The following is a 20,248-nucleotide window of genomic DNA, read 5'->3' as shown; positions in this document are numbered from 1 at the left end:
CTACCCCTGACTGTCGACCGCTTTCACGACCAGCCCGTCATGTATTTTTTGAAGCCCCTGCACCACCACGCGGTCGCCCTCGGACAACCCGGATGTGACTTGCGTACGGGTCGCGGTCTGGGTGCCAATCTCAATATTCTGCCGGTGAACCTTGCTGTCCCCATCGACCGAGAAAACGAAATATCCCTGTTTATCGAACTGCACCGCGTTGCGCGGCACGGTCAGCACCTTGGGGTCTTCGGACCCGGTCAGGCTGACGGTCACAAACTGGCCGGGGATCAGCACCCCATCAGGGTTGGCGAAGCTGGCGCGCAGTTCGATCGTGTCGGTGTCCTGACTGACGCTGTCGCCGACAAAGATCACCTTGCCCGGGGTGGGATAGGTCTCGCCGTCGGCCAGTTCGATGTCCGTGGTCAGCTTGATGTCACCCGGCGTGATCCGCCCTTTGCGGCGTTCTTGCAGCAGAACCGGTTCGCTGACGTAAAAGCTGACCAGTATCGGATCAACGCTGGTGACGGTTGCCAGAACGCCGGTATCCGAGCTGACCAGATTACCCGCATCCACTGCCGACAACCCGATACGTCCGTCAAGCGGGCTGAGGATTTCTGTATAGTCCAGATCAATCTGGGCAATCTTCAAATCGGCTTGTGCTTCATCCACTGCCGCCTGACTCGCAGCATAGGTCGCCAAGGCCGTATCCAGAACAGCCTGCGGAATATCACCCTTGTCGAACAACTCCTGCTGACGGTCTAACGCTGCTTTGTCCAACCGCGCGCTGGCCTGCGCGCTTTTCAGTGCAGCCTGAGCGCTGTCCATGCTGGCAGCGTACTTCTTCTGTTCGATCCGAAACAGCACATCCCCTTTGGCAACCGTTCCACCTTCGGTAAAGTTGACCTTTTCCAGAAACCCTTCGACCCGGGCCTGCAGGTCCACGCTTTGATCCGCTACAACCCGACCAACGAACCGGTCCTGTTTCTGCAGGTTTTCCATCGTCACCAACGCGACCATCACGCTGGGCGGCGCGTCAGACTGGGCCGCTGCCGGGTGCGGCAGAAACAGGGGGATCAATGCGCAAACAAACAGAGCAGAAGGTTTCATGAGACCCTCGGGAGTTTGTAATTCCTTAACTATCCCCACATCCCCGCATTGGCGCAACGGTTTTCTGGGCTCATTCACCTGCGCATTTCTCAACCATATCAATCCCTTTGACGCAGGGCTTGCCAGCCCCCCGTTCTTGGGATTTTCTGGCACCGCGCACCAACCAAAAGGCCCGGCCTGCATGAAACTCGAATTCCACCACATCAACTTTGTGTCCGATGATGTCGACCGGTTGCACCGGTTCTACACGCAGGTCCTTGGGCTGGACGATATCCCGATCGAGAATTTCCCCCGCCCCGATGCAACCGAAGACAAGGGCTACAGCGGCAAGATCCGGTTTGCGACCGATGGCGGGATGCAGATGCACCTGGCTGAAAGAAACCTCGACGTCGCGTTTAAACATGGCGAGGCGATCAACCCGGTCGAGCGTGGCCATATCGCCTTTCGCACCGACGATATCGAGGCGTTCAAGAAACTGCTGGACGACAACGGCATTCCCTATTCGGACTATGGCACCGCCTTCGCGAAAGAATGGCATCAGCTTTTCTTTCACGACCCCGAAGGCAATATCATCGAGGTCCATCAGGCGGTGTAAGTAACGTCGGAGGCACGCATTGAAACAGGCCGTACTGATCGTCGATGTTCAACCCAGCTTTGACCCGCCGGATTGGCTGGTCGAGCGTAGCCAGTTGTTGGCGTCGCATTTCCCGTCCATCGCCACGGTCGAAAGCAATGACGAGTCAAAAGTACCCTTCTTCCGGCAACTCGGATGGAAGCCCCGTTCGGTCGATGACAGCCTTGTTCGGGCGGATCGTACCATCCTGAAATACGGCTACGGCCCGCCGCCAGAGGTGATCGACCAGTTTCACAACTGGAAGGTCGACCGCGTTCTGGTCTGCGGTATTCAGGCCGACACCTGTGTTCTCGCCGCAGGATTCACCCTGTTTGACGCGGGCCTGCTACCGACCATAATTGCGGATACGGTCGTCGGGTCTTCGCTGGATCGCAGCGGTACGTTGGGCGTGGACCTCTGGCGGCATCATTTTGGCCAGGTGATTGAGAAGCACTCGGATATTCTGTGACGGCGCAGTCCCTGTCCGCAAAGGAGAGGAAGCCCATAATGACCTCGAAATACATTCTTGAAGTAACGGCCATCGCCCTTGTTGTGGCCGGTAGTTTTTCACCAGCACATGCAGATAGCTTTTCACTGACTGGCCAGTATGAAGGCCTCTACGCCTGCGACAGCACCACCGGCGGAGTGCCGTCAAGCTGGTCCGACCCGATGCGCGCCGGAATTGTTCAAGACGGGGATCGTATCTCGATCGACCTGCTTTATACCGACAAACAAGAGCTCGGGGCGGAGTATTCACTCTATACCGGTTCGGTTGCTCTGGCACCTGATGGCAGTTTGGTCAGCGGGTATTTCGAGTCTTGCGGCGGTACGTTTCCCTCGAAGGAACTCGCCCGGCTGTTCCCCGCCGCCACGGATACACCTTTCAGTTTTTCGGTCACCAGCGTTTGGGCCTCGGATCAGGTGCCAAACCTTCCTGGCCTGACTGTTCAAACCTGCACGTGGAGCCTGAAACGGGTGTCCACGGTTACCCCCAAAGTCAGACCGTGCGAGACGGCAGAGCACTAGGCTAAAACCCCCATCTGGACTTATTTGTTAAGTCCAGATGTTCAAATTGGATCCAAAGTGCCCATATAGCGCCCAATCTTGCAACTTAACCGTGCCTGATTGGGAGGCTTCAGTTCCCCGGCAGGCCCCCAGTCAAACAGGATGGTCCCGATGGATTTAATTCTACGTGGTAGCCTGGTTACTCAAATCATCATCGGCCTTGTGACCGGTGCCCTTCTCGCCGCCCTCTGGCCTGCCGCCGGTTCAGCCGTCGGTCTGCTGGGTGACTTCTTTGTAGACGCGCTGAAAGCCGTCGCGCCGGTGCTGGTTCTGATCCTGGTCTGCGCCGCAATCACCAACCACAAGAAAGACAGTCAAGCCCGCATGGGGCCTGTGGTTCTGCTATACATCCTTGGTACTTTTGCAGCTGCGCTGGTTGCGGTCGTGGCCAGTTTCACGTTCCCGGTCACTCTGCATTTGACCGGCACTCCGGAGTTGATGGACGCCCCGGACGGTCTGGCCGAGGTGGTGAAAAACATCCTTCTGAAGATCGTGGACAACCCGGTGAACGCGCTGTCACAGGCCAATTATATCGGCATTCTCGCCTGGGCTGTTGGCCTTGGGCTGGTCTTCCGGCACGCCAGCGACTCGACCAAAACGCTGATGTCGGATCTGGACGGTGCTATCACCAAGATCGTTTCTGTTATCATCCGTATCGCGCCCATCGGTATCTTTGGCATCGTGGCCTCAACCATTGCCGAGACCGGCTTTGAAACGCTTGCCAGCTATGGTCACCTGCTGTTGGTTCTGATCGGCTGTATGGTCTTCATGGCGCTGGTCGTTAACCCGCTGATTGTGTTCCTGCGCATCCGCAAGAAACCCTATCCGCTGGTCTTCACCTGCCTCAGGGAATCCGGCATCACCGCGTTTTTCATGCGCAGTTCGGCCGCCAACATTCCGGTCAACATGGAACTGTGCCGCCGCATGAACCTGGACGAGGAGACCTATTCGGTCACCATCCCCATCGGCGCCACGATCAACATGGCCGGTGCCGCGATCACCATCACGGTGATGACACTGGCGACCGTGCACACCATGGGCATTCAGGTCGATTTCATGTCAGCCCTGTTCGTGAGCGTCATCGCATCGATTGCCGCCACCGGAGCCTCAGGTGTGGCCGGCGGGTCTCTGTTGTTGATCCCGATGGCGGCCAGCCTGTTCGGCATCGACAACGCAACCGCCATGCAGGTGGTCAGCATCGGCTTTATCATCGGCGTCCTGCAGGATTCCGCGGAAACCGGGCTGAACTCGTCCACCGACGTGCTGTTCACTGCAGCCGGATCGTACAAGCGCGGCGACCCGAGCCCCCACAAACTGCCGATGGAGGAGGTCGCCGCATAGGCGACCCCTCTCCACCTTCCCACAACCGCTTGCACTAGCTGCGCGGTTGTGGGCCCTGCGCTGACCCACAACGTGTTTTGAAACCGGCAAAGATGCAGGCCCGTAGAAATTTCCGCGCAAACATCGTAATGTTTCAATGTAAGATCGCCCTGCGGTGTTGGCGGCAGGGCGCGTCTGACAAGGGGAGGGAACATGAAGTGAATCTAAGTTGGCTCATTGCGCTTTCGACGGGTCTTGCCGCTGCACCGGCCCTGGCACAGGAAAACCCCATTCAGCACGATGCGGAGTTTTACATTCTTCAGGCCCAACACGGTGAGCAATGGGCGCAGGATGACACTGCCGTGGATGAGGCTTTGGCCGCGTTTCGCGACAGCAACGGGGGAAAGCCTCCGAACATCGTCAGCGTATTGATTGACGATATGGGGTTCGGCGACATGGGCATTCCCGAACTTAACGCCGTACGGGGCTATGCGACGCCGAACATCAATGATTTCTCGGACCAGGCCATGCGGATGGTTCGGATGTATACCGAACCGTCCTGCACGCCGACTCGTGTGGCGCAGATGACCGGGCGGCTGCCGGTGCGGATGGGTATGGGGGACACCACCGTCGATATTGCAGGCTTTGGCCTGCCGGGGAATGAAGTGACGCTGGCCGAGGTACTGAAACAGGCCGGATACGCCACTAGTCATGTAGGCAAATGGCACATGGGCGACATTGCCGAAAGCTGGGCCATGAATCAGGGCTTTGACTATGCCCAGCACGCGATTCACCAGCAGGGTCAGCTGACCATCTTCAACGACGATGCGATCAAGGAACAGGTCACGGTCGCGATCCGGGATTATGACGACAAATACACTCTGGACGGCTGGTTCCGACCGGACTCTGCGGCGATGATGACCGTGATCGAGGGCGAAACCGGCGGCCCGATCCGCGAGATTCGTATGGAAGCCGGCGAGCGCTGGAATGCTGCCAAATATGACGAGATGAACCAGGCCTTTCAGGACAAGACGCTGGAGGAACTGGAACGCCTCGCCAGCGGCGACGCGCCGTTCTTCCTGCAATACTGGCCGATGATCCCGCTGGACAACACGCGCGCCGGGCGGGACGGGCCGGAAAGCGCCAATGGTGGTCTCTATGTGGACAAGATGCAGCTGCTGGACCAATGGCTGGGCGATCTGTTCGCGCGAATGGATGAGCTGGGGCTAGCGGAAAACACCGTGGTCGTGGTGATGGGCGACAACGGACATTTCACCAAATACGCGCCGCAATCCGGGTTTACTCCGCTGATCTATGCGGGGGGCAAAGGCGACACGACCGAGGGCGGCGTCCGCGTGGATGCCTTTATCCGCTGGCCCGGAATGATCGAGGCCGACGGGCTGCTGAACAGCATCATCCACGTCTCGGACCTGTATACGACCCTGTCGCGCTTTGCCGGGGCGGATCAATACATCCCGCGCGACCGGCTGGTCGACGGCGTGGATCAATCCGCCGCCCTGCTGTTTGCCGATGAATCCAAGGCGCGGCGCGATCACGTGATCGTCTACTCCATCGCCAAACCCGAAGCGATCGTGAAGGACCAGTTGAAGCTGAAACTACCCGCTGCGGGACAGAACGCTATCGCCGCCAAGTTCTTCGACCTCTATCGCGACACGCGCGAGGAATACTCGGTGTCCACCGAAGTCGGTGCGTGGGGCGGGCAGGAATTCGTGCGCATCCTCGGGCGTCACATGGCGCGGAAAGAGAAATTTCCCGACACCACGCCCGCCTATGGCGTGCCTTATGAGGGGATCGAGAACATCCGCCCCGAAACGCAACAGGCGGTCGAAGCGTTCATGACCAAACGCGCCTCACCGCAGCAATAGAATCCGGATCAGGAGGTGCACATGGCAGGCAGTATTCTCTTCGTTCTTGGCTTGATCGTCTCGCTTGGGGTCGGGTTTGTCTATTTCCGTGATCTGGGTGACATCTCGCAGATGTTGCTGAAGGTGAAACGCCAGAACATGGTACGTTTCATCCGGCACGAATACCGACTGATCAGCATCGGGTTGGGCGCGTTTGCCGTCGCGACTCTGGCGCATTTCATTCTGGGTGGCGGGCCGCTCTGGCTGTGGATTGTCTCTGCGCTGTTGGTGCTGTTTCTTTACGGGTTTCCCTATGTCTGGGTGCATTTGGGTCTGCGCAATCAGATGAATGACGCGGCCTTCTTTCCCATCAGCGAGGCACAGAAACATGTCGGCCCCACCGCGCCGGTCATCGTAATCGAGAACAACGGCCACGCCCGCGCGCACCCCGACGCCCAGATCATGCGACCGCATCTGGCGGGCGATGTGGACGGGCTGAGCGGCGAAGATGTGGTCATGACCTATTGCGCGATGGCCAATCTCGGGCAGGGCTACGCCCCCCGGGTCGAAGGCAAGCGGTTGGATCTTGAGGTCCTGGCCCAGCATGGCAATAACCTGATCCTGCGCGACAATGAAACCGGCGAGCCGATTCAGCACATCTATGGCTTCCGCGAGGCCGACCGCGACCCGAATGCCGATGGCCCCGCCTGCCCCGTACGTCCCGAGGCCCAGATGAAACCCTGGCCAACATACCGGATGACGTTCCGCGGGTTCCAAAAGGCATTTCCTGATGGCGAGGTATTTCTGAACAAACCCTCCCCCAACCCTCTGTTACGGCTGCTCGACATGGTGACAGAGATCACCTTTGGCTGGGGCATCAGCCGCCAGCATCAAGAAGACGCGCCGGTGATGGACAACATGGACCGCTCGGACGACCGGTTGCCGAACAAGACCCATGTATGGGGGATCACCATCGGCAAGGATGCCGCCTGCTGGACGGACGATTTCGTCGTGGACAACAACTGGATCGTCAACGCAAGCGTCGGCGGGCGCGATGTCGTTATCAGCCTGGACCCGAAATACGAAAGCCTGGGGGTCTGGTACAATGACAGTGGCAATCCCGTCACCCGCTGCGATTTCTGGGGCATGTCCGATCAGGGCAAGCTGCAACGGGTCGAGACCCTGCGCGCCGGCGTCTTCTGGCATGTCTGGTCCGAGTTTTTTCCGGAAACCGACATCAATCGCGTGGGCACGCGCGCGGAAACACCTGATACCGTGGCGGCGTGACCCCGCGCGACCCGGCAAAACGGGCGATACCAAAAAAGGAGGGACGGAATGACACTAAAACATAAATTGAACGGCTGCGCGGCGGCGGCCGTGCTCGCCTCGGCGGCAACGATGGCCTCGGCGCAGCAATCCGATTGGTCATACGAAGCCACGATCTACCTGTTTATGCCTGAGACCGAGACCAGCATTGCGACCCCCTCGGGCACGCTTGACGGAACACTCAGCTTTTCCGATGCGCTGGAGAATCTGGACTTTGCCTTCATGGGCGCGCTGGCGGCAACAAACGGTCAATGGAGTGTGTTGGCCGATTACAACTATACCAACCTGTCCTTCGGCAATACCGCGCCCGGACCGGCGGGTTCTGAATTGGAAACTTCGGTCAAAACGCAGTTTCTGACCGCGTTGCTGGGTTACCGGGTGCGCAACGATCCTTCCGTAAAGGTTGATCTGGCGGGTGGTTTCAGATGGTACAGCACCGATACGGAATTCACCCTGAACCCGGGTGCAGCGCCCTCGCAATCCACCTCTGCCGACGCCAGCTGGTTCGACCCGGTGGTGGGTATTCGCGCCCGGTTTACCCTGTCCGATTCATGGACCAGCACGGCCTATGTGGATTACGGAGGGTTCCGCAGCGGCAGCCAGACCTGGTCGGTTCTGTTGACGGCCGACTACGCGATCAACGACAGGTGGCTGCTGCGCGGTGGATATCGCTATATCTCATTCGACCACGACATTAACGGCAACGACTACACATTCGATCAATCCGGGCCTTTGCTTGGCGCCACCTACAGGTTCTAGACCTAACACGGCCAACGCCTTCAGACGCCCACGTATTTCTCGGAGATTTCTGGGGTCAGTTCCACCATAGCACCGGACCAGACTGTACAGCCCCGTTCAAGAATGACCGCGCGGTCAGACACTGCCGCCAGTTCCTTCAGAGATTTGTCGATCAGCAGGATCGCCACATTCGTCTCTTGCCGCAGGCGGTTCAGAGCCGCCCAGATCTCCCGCCGGACGATCGGGGCAAGGCCCTCGGTGGCCTCGTCCAATATCAATAAGCGCGGGTTGGTCATAAGCGCCCGGCCAATCGCCAGCATCTGCTGTTCGCCGCCCGACAGTGAAGCGGCGCGCTGGCCCTTCCGCTCTCCCAGCCGCGGGAACAGTTCGGTCACGCGGCGCAGGGTCCAGTCGCCGGGACGTGCCGCCGCGATCAGGTTTTCGCGCACGGTGAGATCGGCAAAACAGCGTCGGCCCTCGGGCACCAGCCCCACCCCTTTGCGGGCGACCTTATGGCTGGGCAGCACGTGCAGGTCCTGACCGTCCAGTTTCAACGTCCCCTCCGAGCGGATCATCCGGCAAATAGCCTTCACCGTCGTTGTCTTGCCCATCCCGTTGCGACCCATCAGAGCAGTCACTTCGCCCTGCGCCATCTGCAGATCAACACCGAACAGCGCCTGACTGTCGCCGTAACTAGCGGTAAGGTTTTCAAGCCGCAACAGGGTCATGCTTCATCCCCCAGGTAGGCGTCGCGCACCTCGGGGCTGGTTCGGATTTCATCAGCCGTACCGGTGGCGATGACCTTGCCATAAACCAGAACGCTGACCCGGTCGGCCAGCGCGAAAACCGCGTCCATATCGTGTTCCACCAGCAGAATAGGCGCTTCCTGCTTCAATCCATCCAGAAACCCAGTCAGGCGTTTCGAACCTTCGGCACCAAGCCCCGCCATTGGCTCATCCATAACGAAGGCTTTTGGCGACAGTGTCAGGGCCACCGCGACCTCCAACTGCCGCCGTTGGCCGTGGCTGAGATTGGCGCAGCGTGTTTCGCGTTCATCGCTCAGCCCGACACGTTCCAGCGCAGCTTCGGCCCGGTTGCGCAGGTCGGGTCGCTTTAGCGCGGGCCGCCAGAACCGCCACGCCATGCGTTCCGCGCCCATCGCACCCAGCACCACGTTCTCCAGCAAGGTATCTTCCATACACAGTTGCGAAATCTGAAACGTTCGTCCCAGACCCGCCCGCGCGCGCGCCTGTGTGGAATAGCCCGAGACATCCTGACCGTTGAGCAGAACCTGCCCTGAATCCGGCTGCAATCCACCGCATATCTGCTGAATCAACGTCGACTTACCTGCACCGTTCGGGCCGATGATGGCGTGGATTTCTCCAGGCTTGAGATCAATGGACACGTCGTCAGTCGCCTTGAGCGCCCCAAAGCTTTTGTTCAGGTTCAGCGTGGCGAGAACGGGATCAGACATGCGCGCCCTCTTTCCCTGTCAGCAGGCCGATAAGGCCGCCGCGGGCAAACAGCACGATGCACAGCAGGGCGACGCCCAGATAGACATGCCAGAAATCGGTGAGTTCTCCGAGGAAATGCTCCAACGCAACAAAAACACAGGCCCCGATGACCGGCCCCATCAGTCGCCCTACTCCGCCAATGATGATCAGTACGATCAATTCTCCGGACAGTTGCCAGCTGAACATCGAGGGTGAGACAAAGCGGTTCAGATCCGCAAACAGGGCCCCCGCCAACCCGGTGATCGCGCCCGAGATTACAAAAGCCAACAGCTTCAACCGCATCGGGTTCAACCCCACGGTTTCAACCCGTACCGAAGCCTGACGTGCAGCGTTCAGCGCCAGACCGAAGGGCGAGGCCTGCAACCGCGCAAACAGAAACAGCACCACGCAGAGCAGCGTGAAACAGACGGCGTAAAACTGGATCGGCACCAGCGTGTTCAGGCCGGGAAAACCGTTGCGGACATAGATCGACAGCCCGTCTTCACCGCCGTACTGCGCCCAGGAAATCGCGAAGTAGAAGAACATCTGACCAAAGGCGAGCGTGATCATGATGAAATATACGCCGGACGTCCGCAATGACAGCAATCCGATGAAGAACGCCACCAGCGCCGACAGGATCATGGCCACAAGCCAGATCACCGGCATGGACTTGGTGCCATCGGTGGTGAACAGCCCCAGATCAAGCGCGGTATAGGTCTGCGCGTGATAGGCGAGGATGCCCATCGCATAGCCTCCGATCCCGAAGAAGACGGCGTGGCCAAAACTGACCATACCTCCGATCCCCAGGACGATGTTCAGCCCCACCGCCGCCAGCGCAAGGATAACCGCCCGTGTCACCAGCGTGATCGTGAACGGTTGATCCGCCAAAAACGCCCAAAGCGGCAACACCAGCAGACCCGCGATTACCAGCGCGTTGAGGTACCTTTCGTTCAACCTCATACGCGTGCTCCGAACAGGCCGGTGGGCCGCCAGACCAACACCAGCCCCATCAGCACGTAGATGCCCATTGAGGCCAGCGCCGAGCCGGTCTTTTGCGCCGCGCCGTTGTCCATGAACAGCTTGAACATCTCGGGCAGGAACACTCCGCCCAGCGTATCCGTCAAACCGACCAGCAGCGCGCCGATGAACGCGCCGCGCACCGAGCCGATACCGCCGATAACGATGACTACGAATGCGAGGATCAGCACCGGCTCGCCCATTCCTACCTGCACCGACTGGATCGCGCCGACCAAGGCGCCCGCCAGCCCGGCCAGGGCCGCGCCCAGCGCAAAGACCAGTGTGTAGAGCTTCGAGATATCGACGCCCAGCGCCGCGATCATCTCGCGGTCATTCTCTCCGGCGCGGATCTGGATGCCCAGCCGGGTGCGTTCGATCATCACCCAAAGACCCACGGCGACGGCCAGCCCGATGCCGATCAGGGTCAGGCGATACAGCGGGTATTCGATCCCACCTGGCAGCGTAACCGGCCCCGACAGCGCATCGGGAATGTCCAGAAACAGCGGAAAGGAACCAAAGACCCAGCGTGTTCCTTCAGAAAAGATCAGGATCAGGGCAAATGTTGCCAGCACCTGATCCAAATGTGGGGCTTTATACAATCGCCGGATCACCACCATCTCGACAACCGCCCCGGCCAGCGCCGCCGCGGCCAGTGCGGCAACCAACGCCAACAGGAAAGACCCTGTGGCCCCCGCCACGGCAGCGGCGGCAAAGGCCCCGACCATGTAAAGTGAACCATGGGCCAGATTAATCAGCCCCATCACGCCGAAAATCAGCGTCAGGCCAGCCGCCATCAGGAACAGCATGACGCCGAACTGCAGCCCGTTGAGGATCTGCTCGATAATCAGGATCGAGGACATGGAAACTCCGGTGGTCTGCCCGTCCCGCGACCGGGGGCGGGCAGATGGTCAATTACATTTTGCACTCGGCCGCATAGGCGTCAGAGTGGTTTTCCAGCGCAACGCCAAGGATCTTGTTGGTGAACACGTCACCTTCCTTGATCACTTCACGCGCATAGATGGTCTGAACCGGGTGGTGGTTCGGACCAAAGCTGAAATCGCCACGGGTGCTGTCGAACTCGGCCGCGCGCAGGGCTTCGCGGAAGGCGTCCGCATCCGACGGATCAGCCTTGTCCAGCGCGGACAGCAGCAGGTTGGCGGTATCAAACCCCTGGCTGGCATAAAGAGAGGGCAGACGTCCGTATTCCGCCTGAAAACTCTCGACAAAGGCAGCATTGGTCGGATTGTCGATGTCCTTGTTCCATTGCGAGGTGTTCACAACACCAATCGCCGCATCGCCGACCGCTTGCAGGATACCCTGATCAAAGCTAAAGGCTGGGCCAACCACAGGCTTGTCGATGCCGCTGTCGGCATATTGCTTCAGGAAAGAAATCCCCATACCACCGGGCAGGAAGAAGAACACGCTATCCGCATCGCTGGCGCGGATCTGCGCGATCTCGGCGGCGTAATCGGTCTGCCCCAACTCGGTATAGACCTCACCGGCCAGATCACCCTCGAAGAACCGTTTGTAGCCGGTCAGCGCATCTACACCCGCCGGGTAATTCGGGGCCAGAATAAAGCTGTTCTTGTAACCGACGCCGTTGGCATAGGCCCCGGCGGCCTCGTGCAGGTTGTCGTTCTGCCAAGCGACGTTGAAGTAGTTCTGGTGGCAGCCTTTTCCGGCAAGCGGTGATGGCCCCGCATTTGGGGACAGATAGAACACGTTCTGGTTCACTGCCGCAGGCACAACCGCCATGGCGAGGTTGGACCAGATGATGCCGGTCATCACGTCGACCCGTTCGGACTGGATCATCTTGTCGGACAATTGCACGGCGATGTCCGGTTTGCGCTGATCGTCCTCGATCACGACCTCAATGTCGTCACGCCCTGATTGCGCGATGGCCAGCATGAATCCGTCGCGCACGTCAATGCCCAACCCTGCACCGCCGCCGGACAACGTGGTGATCATTCCGACCTTAACCTCGGCCAGCGCGCCGGTTGCGCACAAAGCAGAAACCGCAGCGGCCGCTAGAAATTTTTTCATCTTCATCTCCCTTCGCTGGTCTTTTCGACGCAACTTATGTCAGCCTTCACAGCCTTCCGTCTATACCTCTGACAGCGTGGTTTTTTTCACTCTGCCAATCATCCAAACAATCACCGATCACGCCCACTCCGTCGAGGGCGTTTTCAAACTGGACCGCTAAATTCTAAGGAAACTATCTTGTGCAGCGCAGCGCAGACCCGGATCGAGTGCGGGAAACTCAGGGCGCAGGGACGGATCCGACAGAAAATCTACCCGAAAATATGACCGACCTGAGAACGTCAGAGTGATCATAATCGCGTAATTGTCGGCCAGCATTTCGGCATCCGTTCCGTTGGATATGACCGGCGCCAAAGCCTGCTAGTCGCTCCGTTCCGTCCCGTCGAAGAACTTCGCCAGATCGACGATAAGGTGCACTTTGTAGTCTCCAGCCGAGAAATCACCCGGCGGCAACAGGAATTCGACTTCGCGGACGTTTTCAGAAAACCCCAGATGGTAAACCAGCGGCAACACGTCGTTCCCCTTTATTGTAGCCCTTCCACGGCCACGAATTTGTACTCAACCTCCCAATTCCACGCCATCTGACTGTTGAGATCCAAATCTCGTCGCACCGCGGTTGAACCATTGGCCACAAGTGGCAGTTGGAACAGGATATCTGGCTATTGTGCGACAGGATCGGATCGAAGAACAGGTGTCGGCCCCGCGCGAAGGCCTCTTCGGTCAGTGGATTGTCGGCCGACACGGCAAACCGGCCGAACACGAACGGAGCCGAGACATCGGTAATCGGCGTTGCCACCGGGACGCGCGAGCGATCCAAGACCACCCAACCCGCCACCGCAAGACCTGCAACGTCGAGGATCAGAAACACCCACTGCATAACGCCCCCCCGGACCATAAATGGTGATGGACAAAGCCCGAGCCGAACAGACCTTCAAGATTCTTCATCTCCTTGTTGTAACGATCCTTGATATTGACCGAGATCAGGTCACGACCAGAGGCCGAGGTGAAACGAAGCCATGGTGCGCGCCCGGATCGGCCACGATATCCGGCCCGCTCGAAACCAAACATCGTATCGGCCGGAATGGCGGGCTCGATTTACGGATGCATGTCGGGGCGCGCGAACAGTACCTCGACCGGAAAAGACGGGAGGCTCAGCGGCGTTTCCTTCCCGACCGTGATGTTTTCGATAGGTTCCAGAGCGTTCATCTCTATGATCTTCAACACTATGCCAACCCCGGTGTTCAGGTCCGGATGCTCCGTCGCCGTCACCACTATACGGTCGTCAAGGGCTGAGATGCCATTATGAAACGTGACTTACAGCGCACCCTCACCCACCTGACTTTTGCGCGCGTCGACGATCTTGACGACCTCATTGGTCTACGCATCGAACACGCCCGCCGAACCGCCGTCATCCCCTCCGGTTCCGTCCAGGAAAGTTGCGAACATGTACTTCTGCCAGTTCGAGCTGGTCCGGTTCCGGGCCCAGTTCGATGATTGCGATGCTGTGGCTGGTGTCCAACGCCGAAAGGCTGCGCAAAAGCACATACGCTGACTGTCCTCGCGATCCCGCTACAGCGCCGGAGAAAGACCCGCCAGTATCAGGACCGTATCGATCAGAGTGCTTTGTCTAAAACAATTGAGCGTTAAGACTTACCCCCTTGTGATGAAATTTCGAAACATATCAGAGTGGGACGCGCCACACTCAACGTCTTGGCATGATGCGGGTATTGCACCAAACCTGCGCGCCCCTCGAATGAGGTGTTGACGGAGGGGCCATTCCTCACCCAATGTCGTTGCAGTCAGACGACAGGGAACTGAAGCTGTGACAGCCAACCTTCGACAACCAATGATGCGTCGCGAAACCGGGTGCGATCTGGTCGCCTGACCTTCGGGGAACAGTCCGTTTTCACCTGACCCGCTTTCGGGTCTTCTCCACCTTCCAGGCTGATACCCTTATGAATCAAACAGTTGGATTGCGCATGGCAATCGATATCGGCGGTACGTTCACCGATACCGTCTTGCTGAACAGCGCATCTCAGGTGGTGGCAACCACCAAAACTCCCACCACTCCACACCGCCCCGCCCTTGGCGCAGTGGCAGGCGCCACGCATGTGCTTGAGGCCTCCGGTGCCAACTGGCATCAGGTGACAGGTTTTATCCACGGTACCACGCTGGCCACCAATGCCCTGATAGAACGTCGCGGGGCCGCCACGGCCACGATCACCACGCGCGGCTTCCGCGACATCCTCGAAATCGCCTATGAGCGGCGCTACAGCCAGTATGCCATCGATCTGGTCAAACCCGACCTGATCGTGCCGCGCACCCATTCGCTGACCATCGGCGGGCGCATGGACGCCAACGGGCATGAGTTGGAGCCGCTGGACGTGGCGGGGGTTGCCCATTTGGTTGATGAGTTGAAGGTTCTGGGGGTTGAGGCTGTCGCCATCTGCCTGCTGCACGCCTATGCAAACCCTGCGCATGAGCTGGCACTGCGCGACCTTCTGGAGCAACGTATGCCCGATCTGGTCATCTCTCTCAGCCACGAGGTTAGCCCTGAAGCGCGCGAGTTTGACCGGCTGTGTACCACCATTGCCAACGCCTATGTGCAACCGCTCATGTCCGGATACCTGCAGGATTTTGCGGCGCGATTTCGGCAGATGGGGTTGACCTGCCCGATCCTGATGATGACGGCTGGTGGCGGCATGACCACGCTGGACACCGCCGCCCGGCTGCCGATCCGATTGGTGGAATCCGGCCCCGCCGGAGGGGCGGTTCTAGCCGCCCGCATCGCCGAGGCCACCGGTGAAACCGACGTCCTGTCCTTTGACATGGGCGGCACCACGGCCAAGCTGTGCCTGATAGACGAGTACCGCCCCCAGACCGCGCGCAAGTTCGAAATCTCGCGGGCCGAACGCTTTATCAAAGGCTCGGGCATGCCGGTTCGGATACCGGTGATTGAGATGATCGAGATCGGCGCCGGTGGTGGTTCCATCGCCAGCGTCGACCGGCTAGGCCGCATTCAGGTCGGTCCGCACAGCGCGGGATCAGATCCCGGCCCTGCGGCATTTGGCAAGGGTGGCGACAAGCCCACGGTCACCGATGCCGATCTGACGCTGGGTCTGATCGAACCCGGACGTTTTGCCGAAGGGCGGTTGCAAATCGACCCGGTTGCGGCCACGCGAGCAATGGCGCAGGACGTAGGCGATCCGCTCAACCTTGGCCCCGATCAGGCCGCCTTTGCAGTCAGTGAGATCGTCGACGAGAGCATGGCCAGTGCAGGCCGGATGCACGCAGTCGAATCCGGCAAGGACCTTGGCAACCGTTTGATGATCGCGTTTGGAGGCAACGGTCCGCTGCACGCCACCCGCGTGGCCCGACGCGCCCAGATGCGGCGTGTGCTGATCCCGCGTGATCCGGGAGTGGGCTCGGCGGTCGGGTTCCTGTTCGCGCCTGTGTCCTATGAGGTCATCCGTTCACGCTATGCCCGTTTGGACACTCTGGATATCGACGGGCTGAACCGGTTCTTCGACGCGATGCAGGCCGAAGCGGAACAAGTCGTCCGCGCCGGAGCACCAGACGGCGCCCTTCTGCAACGCCGGATCGCTTATATGCGGTATCACGGACAGGGGCACGAGATCGAAATCTGCCTGCCCGACCGTGCTTTGGCCGCCTCTGACCTAATCGCTTTGCGAGAGGCCTTTGAAACGGAATACAGCCGACAGTTCAGCCGGATCGTTCCCGGCATGTCCATCGAAATCCTGAACTGGGGGCTGTCCGTCTCATCCCCTGCCCCTGCACATGAGCCTTATCCTGACAATCCGGCGGAACACACCGCAACCGCAATCGAACACCGTGAAATCCTGTGCGACGTCACCAGCGCCTGGCGCCCGGCGGGCGTGTTCAGCCGCTCTGACCTGATGCCCGGCACAGCCCTCAGCGGCCCGGCGCTGATCGTCGAGGCCCAAACAACCACATTCGTCAGCGCCGATTTCAGTGCCAGTATCGACGGCCAGGGCAATATCTGGCTGACACGGCAAGAGGAGGTCCAGCCATGATTCATTCAGATACACGCCTGCAGGTGATGTGGAACCGGCTTCTGGCCGTGGTCGAGGAACAGGGACAGGCGCTGATCCGCGCCGCCTTTAGCCCAATCGTGCGCGAATGCGGCGATATCTCGGCCGGGATCTTCGATGCTCAAGGCAGGATGCTGGCACAAGCCGTCACCGGCACACCCGGGCATATCAACACCATGGCCGAGGCGGTCAAAACCCTGCGTGCGCGTTTTGTACAAAGCAACATGAAGCCCGGAGATATCTACCTGACCAACGATCCGTGGATTGCCTCGGGGCACCTGAATGACTTTCTGCTGATGATGCCGGTTTTTTTTCAGGACACGGTGATCGGCTACACGGCCTGCACCTCTCATCTGGTCGATCTGGGGGGGCTGGGCATGGGACCCGAGGGCTCGGATATATATGACGAAGGGCTGCTGATCCCGCCCTGCAAACTGGTCAGTCAAGGCGAGGTCAACGCGCTGCTGCTGGAAATCGTCAAAGCCAACTCGCGTGAACCTATCGCCAATGAAGGCGACATCTATGCCCTGATCGCCTGTTGTGAGGCCGGGTCTACGCGGCTGGTGCAGATGATGCAAGAATTCGGCATAACCGATCTGCAGGCGCTGTCAGATTACATCATCGACACCTCTCGGCGCGGTACCCTTGAGGCCATCGCCGACCTGCCTAATGGCACTTGGCACCATGTGCTGCGGGTCGATGGCTATGAGGATGAGATCGACCTGCACGCTGCCCTCACCATTGCAGACAACCATCTGCTGCTGGATTTCGAAGGCACCGCGCCCTGTGTCGGCAAAGGGATAAACGTGCCGCTGAACTATGCAACGGCCTATTCGGTCTTTGCCCTGCGCTGCATTATCGGAGCGGATATCCCAAACAATGCAGGCTCGCTCGACCCGTTCCGAGTGACCGCGCCTGCAGGCTGTATCCTGAACGCACAGCCCCCGGCCCCGGTCGCGATGCGACACACGCTGGGACAGATGACACCTGATCTGGTCTACGGCTGCCTGTCTCATGCCTTGCCGGACAAGGTCCCGGCCGAAGGTTCCTCGTGCATGTACGACCTGCCACTGCGCCACGCGCCGGAGGCGGTCGACCGGGGCGATGACCTCTTTGCGCTGGAGCTTGTGTTCAACGGCGGCACCGGCGCCCGTCCCCGGCTGGATGGCCTGTCGGCCACCGCCTTTCCCAGCGGTGTCTGGGGCAGCCAGGTCGAAACCACCGAGGCCGTCGCGCCGGTGCTGTTTCATCGCCGCGAGCTGCGGACGGATTCCGGAGGAGCGGGGCGTTTGCGGGGCGGTCTGGGGCAGCAAATTGAACTCAGCGCATCCAGGGATCAGGACCTGATGCTGTTCCTGTCGGTCGAGCGGATCAAGAACCCTGCCAAGGGCCGTGACGGCGGGTTGGACGGCGCCCCCGGGCGTATCACCGTGCAACCCGGCAACCGCCAACTGCCCGGCAAAGGTGAGGTTCGGATCAAAGCCGGTGAAACGCTACTGTACGAAACGCCCGGCGGCGGTGGGTTCGGGCGGCCCGAGGAACGCTTGGACGACGCGGTGCAGAACGATCTCCGCGCAGGCCTTATCAGCCAGAACATAGCCCGGACCCAATACCGGAGGCAGACATGACTAAACCGCACCCGCACATCGCGCGTATGTTGCCTTATGCGCTGGCTGACCTCACAGTGCCAAAGGGCAAAGCCCTTATCTCTCTGTCCCAGAATGAAAGCCTGCGTCCACCCAGCCCCAGGGCTATCGAAGCGGCGGTGCAGGCTATGGGGACGTCGATGCTCTACCCCGATCCGGACTGGACAGACCTGCGACACGCTCTGGCAAACTTGCACGGGAATGATGCAGATGGGATTTTGTGCGGCAACGGTTCGCTCGACCTGATCGGTTGCCTTGCCCGCGTGTTCTCGGGGCCGGAGCGGGCGGTGCTGACCCCGGCCCATGCCTATCCCTTTTTTCAGACGGCGGCGCGCATGGCCGATGCGCGGTTCGACACCGCCTGGGAAACGGATGCCACTGTCAGTGTCGATAGCTTGCTGGCGGCGGTCCAGCCGGATACCGGCATTGTCTTTGTCGCTAACCCGGGCAACCCGACCGGCACGCGCATCCCGAAATCCGAACTCGTCCGACTCCGACAAGGGTTGCGGCCCGACATCCTGTTGGTGATCGACGAAGCCTATGGCGAGTTTTCCGACCATCTGGGCGAGCGGTGTTTCGACATGGTGGCCACAGGCGACACGGTCATTCTGCGCACTTTTTCCAAGGCGTACGGCATGGCCGGGTTCCGCGTCGGCTGGGGGTTGTTCCCACCGGACATTGCCGAAGAAATGCGCAAGGTGATGAACCCGAACAACATCTCGGCCAGCGCTCAAATCGCCGCCGCAGCGGCGGCACGGGACGACGCTTATATGCGTGAGACCTGCGCGATCACTGCCGCATTGCGTGATCAGGCCGCGACCATGCTGAAGGGCGCCGGTTTCGCGCCCTACCCCAGTTTCACCAATTTCCTGCTGGTGAACATGGGCAATTCCAAAGCTGCGGCAAGTGCACACCAAAAACTGCGATCCGAAGGCGTCTTCCTGCGTCCGCAAGGTGGCGCAGGGTTGCCCCACACGCTGCGCATGACCGTCGGCCCACAGGACGCAATGAACACAGCAATAGACATCCTGACGAAATGGAAACAGGAGGGACAGGTATGAGCACGTCCAGAGGTCGCGCACGGTTCGGGGTTCTCGTCCCCTTCACCAACACTAATCTCGAACCCGATCTGGCCTTGATGGCGCCAACGGGGATTTCACTACACGTAGCCCGGATGGGGGGGTACGACGAGGATGAAATCCCCGACGAAGCCCAGATGCACGATCTGGGGGCCACCGACCTGAACGAACCGCTGCGTTTGCTGATGGGGGTAAAGCCGGATGTAGTCTTCTATGGGTGCACCTCGGCCACCCTGACCCACGGACCGGAGTTTGACCGCGAACTGGCCAGCCGGATAAGTGCCGGGAGCGGTGCCGAAACGATTACTGCGGCCGGGGCATTGGTTCATGCTCTGACCACGCTCGGCGCCCACCGCATCGGGTTTGCCTCGCCTTACGTTCCGGCGATCAATGATATGGCGATTGGCTTTCTTGCCAAGTTGGGGTTTGAGACCATCCAGCGTTCCGAGGTGACCGAGGCGCTGGACAACGAAGGTCAGGGCGCGCTGAACCCAGAGGCCGTTTTTGAACTTGGCCGCGCGGCGGACCACCCTCAGGCCGACGCACTGGTTTTGTCATGTACTGACATGCGCAGCGTTGAAACTCTGGCCCGCTTGGAGGACGCGGTCGGTAAGCCGGTAATCAGCTCAAATCAGGCGATGCTGTTTCAGGCGCTGCAACTTTTGGACATCAAAGAACCCGTCAGCGGGTTCGGCCAGCTTCTGGAGTGTGAGAGGTAAGATCTCCGTACAAGGCGCGGATTTCGTACTCTTTACCCGCGCCTTGGATTCATCACGCCTGAACCGCCTTCATGAACCGGTCGCGGATCACGACCGGATCCATGGTGATCACCGGCATCTTGGCGTTGCCGCTTTCGCACTTGCTGACGATGATGG

At 59.8% G+C, this 20,248-nt stretch carries 21 protein-coding genes and 1 pseudogene; 11 read left to right on the top strand and 11 right to left on the bottom strand.

Annotation, left to right across the window (positions count from 1 at the left end):
- On the bottom strand, window positions 1-1,098 hold the full coding sequence (locus ACR1XY_RS22435; RefSeq protein ID WP_480596651.1) for an efflux RND transporter periplasmic adaptor subunit: 1,098 nt from the start codon (window positions 1,096-1,098) through the stop codon (window positions 1-3).
- Between the two features lie 181 nt (window positions 1,099-1,279).
- Here ACR1XY_RS22435 and ACR1XY_RS22430 point away from each other — a divergent pair, with 181 nt between their 5' ends.
- The 7 genes from ACR1XY_RS22430 (at window position 1,280) to ACR1XY_RS22400 (ending at window position 8,046) form a co-directional block, all read left to right on the top strand.
- Window positions 1,280-1,693: a VOC family protein gene (locus ACR1XY_RS22430; protein ID WP_480596649.1), complete on the top strand. Its 414-nt coding sequence runs from the start codon at window positions 1,280-1,282 to the stop codon at window positions 1,691-1,693.
- A 19-nt stretch (window positions 1,694-1,712) separates the two neighbouring features.
- Window positions 1,713-2,180: an isochorismatase family protein gene (locus tag ACR1XY_RS22425; RefSeq protein ID WP_480596647.1), complete on the top strand. Its 468-nt coding sequence runs from the start codon at window positions 1,713-1,715 to the stop codon at window positions 2,178-2,180.
- Between the two features lie 38 nt (window positions 2,181-2,218).
- Entirely contained in the window at window positions 2,219-2,737 is a 519-nt protein-coding gene (locus ACR1XY_RS22420) for a hypothetical protein (protein WP_480596645.1), read from the top strand.
- Window positions 2,738-2,887: 150 nt separating this feature from the next.
- Window positions 2,888-4,117, top strand: coding sequence for a serine/threonine transporter SstT (sstT, locus tag ACR1XY_RS22415; protein ID WP_480596643.1), 1,230 nt, complete (start codon window positions 2,888-2,890; stop codon window positions 4,115-4,117).
- Window positions 4,118-4,314: 197 nt separating this feature from the next.
- A complete protein-coding gene (locus tag ACR1XY_RS22410; protein ID WP_480596641.1) occupies window positions 4,315-5,982 on the top strand; it encodes a sulfatase-like hydrolase/transferase in 1,668 nt (555 codons plus the stop codon).
- Between the two features lie 21 nt (window positions 5,983-6,003).
- Window positions 6,004-7,248, top strand: a complete 1,245-nt coding sequence (locus tag ACR1XY_RS22405) for a DUF3179 domain-containing (seleno)protein (RefSeq protein ID WP_480596640.1) — start codon at window positions 6,004-6,006, stop codon at window positions 7,246-7,248.
- A 48-nt stretch (window positions 7,249-7,296) separates the two neighbouring features.
- On the top strand, window positions 7,297-8,046 hold the full coding sequence (locus ACR1XY_RS22400) for a porin family protein (RefSeq protein WP_480596638.1): 750 nt from the start codon (window positions 7,297-7,299) through the stop codon (window positions 8,044-8,046).
- Window positions 8,047-8,066: 20 nt separating this feature from the next.
- Here ACR1XY_RS22400 and ACR1XY_RS22395 read toward each other — a convergent pair whose 3' ends face one another.
- From ACR1XY_RS22395 to ACR1XY_RS22355, 9 genes are all read right to left on the bottom strand, one after another.
- On the bottom strand, window positions 8,067-8,753 hold the full coding sequence (locus ACR1XY_RS22395) for an ABC transporter ATP-binding protein (protein ID WP_480596636.1): 687 nt from the start codon (window positions 8,751-8,753) through the stop codon (window positions 8,067-8,069).
- The gene (locus ACR1XY_RS22390; protein ID WP_480596634.1) at window positions 8,750-9,499 is read right to left on the bottom strand and encodes an ABC transporter ATP-binding protein; all 750 of its coding nucleotides are present in this window, start codon (window positions 9,497-9,499) and stop codon (window positions 8,750-8,752) included. Before ACR1XY_RS22390 ends, ACR1XY_RS22395 begins: the two co-directional genes overlap by 4 nt.
- Window positions 9,492-10,478: a branched-chain amino acid ABC transporter permease gene (locus tag ACR1XY_RS22385; protein ID WP_480596632.1), complete on the bottom strand. Its 987-nt coding sequence runs from the start codon at window positions 10,476-10,478 to the stop codon at window positions 9,492-9,494. Before ACR1XY_RS22385 ends, ACR1XY_RS22390 begins: the two co-directional genes overlap by 8 nt.
- Window positions 10,475-11,395: a branched-chain amino acid ABC transporter permease gene (locus ACR1XY_RS22380; protein ID WP_480596630.1), complete on the bottom strand. Its 921-nt coding sequence runs from the start codon at window positions 11,393-11,395 to the stop codon at window positions 10,475-10,477. The genes ACR1XY_RS22385 and ACR1XY_RS22380 overlap by 4 nt, the downstream gene beginning before the upstream one ends.
- A gap of 52 nt (window positions 11,396-11,447) precedes the next feature.
- Entirely contained in the window at window positions 11,448-12,578 is a 1,131-nt protein-coding gene (locus ACR1XY_RS22375) for an ABC transporter substrate-binding protein (RefSeq protein WP_480596628.1), read from the bottom strand.
- A gap of 357 nt (window positions 12,579-12,935) precedes the next feature.
- Window positions 12,936-13,088: a hypothetical protein gene (locus ACR1XY_RS22370; protein ID WP_480596626.1), complete on the bottom strand. Its 153-nt coding sequence runs from the start codon at window positions 13,086-13,088 to the stop codon at window positions 12,936-12,938.
- Window positions 13,054-13,452: a cytochrome c peroxidase gene (locus tag ACR1XY_RS22365; RefSeq protein ID WP_480596624.1), complete on the bottom strand. Its 399-nt coding sequence runs from the start codon at window positions 13,450-13,452 to the stop codon at window positions 13,054-13,056. The genes ACR1XY_RS22370 and ACR1XY_RS22365 overlap by 35 nt, the downstream gene beginning before the upstream one ends.
- Window positions 13,434-13,643, bottom strand: coding sequence for a hypothetical protein (locus ACR1XY_RS22360; RefSeq protein ID WP_480596668.1), 210 nt, complete (start codon window positions 13,641-13,643; stop codon window positions 13,434-13,436). The genes ACR1XY_RS22365 and ACR1XY_RS22360 overlap by 19 nt, the downstream gene beginning before the upstream one ends.
- Before the next feature lie 27 nt (window positions 13,644-13,670).
- Window positions 13,671-13,847, bottom strand: coding sequence for a hypothetical protein (locus tag ACR1XY_RS22355; RefSeq protein WP_480596666.1), 177 nt, complete (start codon window positions 13,845-13,847; stop codon window positions 13,671-13,673).
- Window positions 13,848-14,554: 707 nt separating this feature from the next.
- On the opposite strand from ACR1XY_RS22355, the gene ACR1XY_RS22350 reads away from it, so the two are divergent.
- From ACR1XY_RS22350 to ACR1XY_RS22335, 4 genes are read left to right on the top strand one after another with little or no spacing between them, the layout of a single operon-like run.
- On the top strand, window positions 14,555-16,630 hold the full coding sequence (locus ACR1XY_RS22350; RefSeq protein WP_480596622.1) for a hydantoinase/oxoprolinase family protein: 2,076 nt from the start codon (window positions 14,555-14,557) through the stop codon (window positions 16,628-16,630).
- Window positions 16,627-18,276: a hydantoinase B/oxoprolinase family protein gene (locus ACR1XY_RS22345; protein ID WP_480596620.1), complete on the top strand. Its 1,650-nt coding sequence runs from the start codon at window positions 16,627-16,629 to the stop codon at window positions 18,274-18,276. The genes ACR1XY_RS22350 and ACR1XY_RS22345 overlap by 4 nt, the downstream gene beginning before the upstream one ends.
- Window positions 18,273-19,355 carry a pyridoxal phosphate-dependent aminotransferase gene (locus ACR1XY_RS22340; RefSeq protein ID WP_480596618.1) on the top strand — a complete coding sequence of 361 codons (1,083 nt, stop codon included), beginning with the start codon at window positions 18,273-18,275 and terminating at the stop codon, window positions 19,353-19,355. The genes ACR1XY_RS22345 and ACR1XY_RS22340 overlap by 4 nt, the downstream gene beginning before the upstream one ends.
- Window positions 19,352-20,092, top strand: coding sequence for a maleate cis-trans isomerase family protein (locus tag ACR1XY_RS22335; protein ID WP_480596616.1), 741 nt, complete (start codon window positions 19,352-19,354; stop codon window positions 20,090-20,092). Before ACR1XY_RS22340 ends, ACR1XY_RS22335 begins: the two co-directional genes overlap by 4 nt.
- Before the next feature lie 52 nt (window positions 20,093-20,144).
- Here the strand turns inward: ACR1XY_RS22335 and ACR1XY_RS22330 are convergent.
- Window positions 20,145-20,248, bottom strand: a pseudogene (locus ACR1XY_RS22330) (sulfopyruvate decarboxylase subunit beta); the annotation flags it as partial.

The organism is Ruegeria sp. AD11(2025) (assembly GCF_056542405.1).
The sequence above is the reverse complement of the archived record's forward strand: the minus strand, read 5'-3'. Positions and strand labels throughout refer to the sequence as shown.